At 71.0% G+C, this 3,872-nt stretch carries 1 protein-coding gene and 1 pseudogene; one reads left to right on the top strand and one right to left on the bottom strand.

Going from position 1 to position 3,872, the window contains the following annotated elements; translation table 11 throughout:
* Positions 1 to 266 precede the first annotated feature (266 nt).
* Positions 267 to 2,327, bottom strand: a complete 2,061-nt coding sequence (locus GWI24_RS41755) for a TerD family protein (RefSeq protein ID WP_210951234.1) — start codon at positions 2,325 to 2,327, stop codon at positions 267 to 269.
* A gap of 594 nt (positions 2,328 to 2,921) precedes the next feature.
* Between GWI24_RS41755 and GWI24_RS41750 the strand changes: the two are divergent.
* A pseudogene (locus tag GWI24_RS41750) lies at positions 2,922 to 3,872 on the top strand (cellulose-binding protein); the annotation flags it as partial.

Genomic DNA, 3,872 nt, shown 5'->3' with positions numbered 1-3,872 from the left:
GTGCTCGGCGAGAAACCGCACATGGGCGGCGTAGCCCTCGTAGTCGACCGACAGCTCGTCATCGTCATGGAACGGAAGCGCCGTGGCGACATGAACGCCATGCCAGGGCGCGGAGAGATCGGGCATGCGGAACCTCCTGGCGAGGGGGCCGGGCCACTGTCCCTTGCCCTTTCAAGGTAGCAGTGCAATGTCACACCGCACAGCGCCCCGGTCCGCCTTCTCATCCCCCATCCCTTACGGCCGTTGTCCCCTACGGCCGTTATCCCCTACGACCGCCGGGCCGGGCGGCTCCCCAGGTGGGCGACGACACCGGAGTGGAAGCGGTCCACGGCGTCGTCGACACTGCGGATGAAGCCGGACTCGGCATTGCCTCGGGCGCTGCCCATGCCCTTGAAGAGGGACAGCCGGAACCCTGTTATCCGGGCGCCGCCCTTGGGGAGCATGTCGGCCGGTTCGGGGCGGAGCCGCTCGAGGGTGCCGCGCGGGCCGCCGCCCTGCCCCTCGACAAGAGTTTCCACATGGAGGTCGGCCGGGGCCTCGGCAAGCTGCCGGACCAGGCGCTTGGCCCAGCTGAGGGGGTAGCCCTGGTCCGGGGCAGGGATCTCGATGGAGGTTCGCAGCTTGCCGGTGCGCAGATCGGCGACGATCGCGAGGATCCCGGAGGCGCCCTCGATGCGCAGCTCGGCGTCGAGACGGCCCTCCTCGCAGAGCCGGTCGGCCATGGCCGCACGACGGGAACCCTGGTCGGCTCCCCGCCTGGCGCGCTGGACGGGCAGAACCTTCTGCCCGAGTTCGCCGCCCAGCCGCAGACAGACCTGGCGGATGAGCCGGTCCCAGCTCTCGACCACGTCGATGGCGCGCTGGTCCCCCTGGCACAGGGTCTCGCTGTCGATGCCGTTGCGCACCGGGACCCAGGCCGGGCCCATGTTCTGGAAGCCGTGGCAGCCGGAGTTCTCGTGCTGGAGGTAGTGGAGCAGTTCCTGGAGGAGCCAGGCGTGCGCGGTATTGCCGACACCCTCGTGGCGGATCAGCATCTGGGCATGGTGGGCCACCTCGGCCCAGGACAGATGCCACAGCGCCACCTTGTGCTTACGGCGTCCGTCAACCTTGACGTCGACCAGTGGGCTGCCTTCGAGAGCGACGTCGTTGGACAGCGTGATCACGGCCTCGTAGCCCCGCCGGGCGGCGATGTCCATGTAGTCCTGGACCTGCTCGGACTTGAGCGGGTTGCCGTTGGTCTTCGTCTCCACCAGGGCGGTCCAGAGTTTCCCGGCCCGTTCGACGCGGATCACGCCGTCGGGGCGCTTGGGGGCGTTGCCTCCGTGCGGCAAGGAGACCTCGGTGAAGGCCTCCATACGGCCGGCGGGGGCGCCGAAGGCCGCGGTGAGCCGACGCCCGAACTCGGGCACCTGCGTCATCACCGACAGCAGGACGGACGTGGCGCGCATTTCCCGTTCCCGGTCGTATCTGAGCGAGGAAACCGGGAAGAGCCGAGCCGCCCGCCACGACTCGTTCTCCGCCAGCGGCTTCCTGGCGACCCTGGGAAGCGTGACCTTCTTCTTCGCCGTACGAGGGCGGCGGGCCGTAGCCGGTGCGGACTCCTCGCCCGTCACCCGGGCCGTGGGCGCCGCCGTCCGCGCGAGGATGCCGGGCGCCGCCGTCTGCGCGGGGATGCCGGGCGCCCCCTCGGCCCCGGGCGCGGGCGCCTGCTCCACCGCCTCCGGCGCGGCATCCGCCACCTCGTCGGCGGTCTCCTCCTCAGCCGTCGCCTCGTCGGCCGCGTCATCGTCGATGTCGATGCCGAAGTCCGTGGCCAGACCGGCTAGTCCGGACTCGTACCCCTGCCCGATGGCCCGGAACTTCCACTCCTCGCCCCGGCGGTAGAGCTCGCCGAAGATGAACGCTCTCTCCACATCGGCGTCCTCGATCGAGAACCCCAGCAGGGTCTCGCCGACCCGGTCCGCGAGGGTCACCCGCAGGTCGCCGAGATCGCCGAACCTGGCGCCGCCGTACCGGCTGGCCGCCACGACGATCCGCTCGACGTCCGCGGGCGCCGCCGTCAGATCGAGGCTGATGCGGTCCTCGTTCCCTTCGGCGGTCGGCGTCTTGCCGAGCAGTTGCACACTGCCATCGGCGGCGGCCGGGTTGTTGTAGAAGTAGAAGTCCGCGTCGCCACGGACCTTGCCATCACCGTTCAGCAGCAGCACCGAGACGTCGGCGTCCCCGTCTCCGGTCGCCGAGCTCCAGTTCAGGCTCAGGATCACGGAACCCGTGTCCTCGCTCAGAGCGGCCAGGCCGACATTGCCACCCTTGATCATCTCCCGCATGGTTGTCCCCCCAGAAGACAGCCGCCTCGGACCCCCCGAGCGGCCTCCGCATTGCGATGCGTCACGCGCCGCACATGTCGCGTGAGCGAAGTGAACCTTAGCGCCCGAACCACGCGTTTCGGGAGGTCATGCGCCGATTGATATGGACGACCCACCCCGGTGGATACGCCCCACACGCCCGCCTGATCCCAACGACACCGCCCCCCGGCACCGAGGCGCGTCCGGTGCGGCGGGAAGGGCGAGCCCGCGACACCGGAAGTCACCGAAAGCGCACAGGAGTTCACGGCGCGAACTGTGCGGTCTATACCTTTTGCGGGTGTGGTCATTGTGTCGCACGGGACAGTGAACATGACTACTATTCACGTTGATTCGGCCGGATCCCACGGCTTGTCAGGTGGCTCACAATCCAAAACGGGGACTGCTCTTCGTCTCTTGTCAGCCAGGTCACCGGCGTGAAAGGCTCGGCGCGCCCCGTAAGGGGAATCCCCAACTCCGAGGCATCGCTGTGCTGTTGGCTGGCCACCCCGCGGCCCGTTTGTGAGAGAGTTGCCCCCCGGCGGGGGCGCCGCTGTTCGTGAGTGAGGAATTGCCTCCATGCCCGACCACTCATCTCCCAGGGAATCGCCCGGGGACAGCTCCCCGACGCGCCGCGGGGTCGCCGAGGCGCCCGGCGAGGATGTCGATGGCGCGACCTCCGCCACGGCGTTGCTGGGCGCGTACTGGGACGCGGTCGCCGATTACGCGGAGCTGTGCACCACCACCCCGGAAGACGGTATGCGGCTCGCCACCGAGGCGTTCCGGCGGGGCATCCGGGAGACCCGCAACCGCCGCACCCGGGGCTTCGGCAAGCGCCTCCCGTGGCTTCCGCTCTTCCTGACCGCCGTACGGAAGACCGCCGCCGACTGGGACGCCCACCGGCACGGGGACCGGCTCAACCCGGAGCTGCGGACCTGGCTGGCCTCCGACCTCGCCGCCCGGTTCGCCGCCCCGCCCCGCGACCAGCCGCTCGCCCTGCGCGCGCTGCGGGATCTGCCGGAGGCGGACGGGGAGCTGCTGTGGCTGGTCGAGGTGGAGGCGCGGTCCACGGAGGCGGTGGCCCGGCAGCTGGGGTACGACCCGGAGTACGCCACCGAGGAGATCGCCCGGGTCCGCGCCGCCTTCCGCGAACGGTGTCAGCGCGCCCATGTGGACACCCTCACCGACGAGGAGTGCCGCAGCTACGCCAAGCTGCTGGACGCCGCCACCCGGGCGCCCGACTCCCCCTCACCCGCCGACCTGTGGCAGCACCTCGCCCGCTGCCGGACCTGCCGGGACGCCGCCACCTGCATGTATGTGGACGGTGCCGGGCTGCCCGGCGCGCTGGCGGGCGGGGTCATCGGCTGGGGCGCGAACCTCTACCTCAAGCGGCGCCGCGCGCTCGCCGAGCGGGCCCCGGGCACCGCGCCGAGCGCCCGCGCAGCCGCGCCCACCGCGCACGCGGTCCGCGCCCCGCTGTGGGAGCGGCTGCGCGACCGGGTCCTGGACGCGGTCGGGGCGCGGCGGAGC

Origin of the sequence: Streptomyces sp. MK37H, from assembly GCF_018035285.1 — a bacterium.
In the GTDB taxonomy this organism is placed as follows: domain Bacteria; phylum Actinomycetota; class Actinomycetes; order Streptomycetales; family Streptomycetaceae; genus Streptomyces; species Streptomyces endocoffeicus.
Note: the sequence above shows the minus strand (reverse complement) of the source record. Positions and strands in the feature narration are given on the sequence as shown.

Coding starts and splice junctions, on each gene's coding strand:
- GWI24_RS41755 (WP_210951234.1), bottom strand. CDS start 2,327: ATGCGGGAGATGATCAAGGGTGGCAATGTCGGCCTGGCCGCTCTGAGC.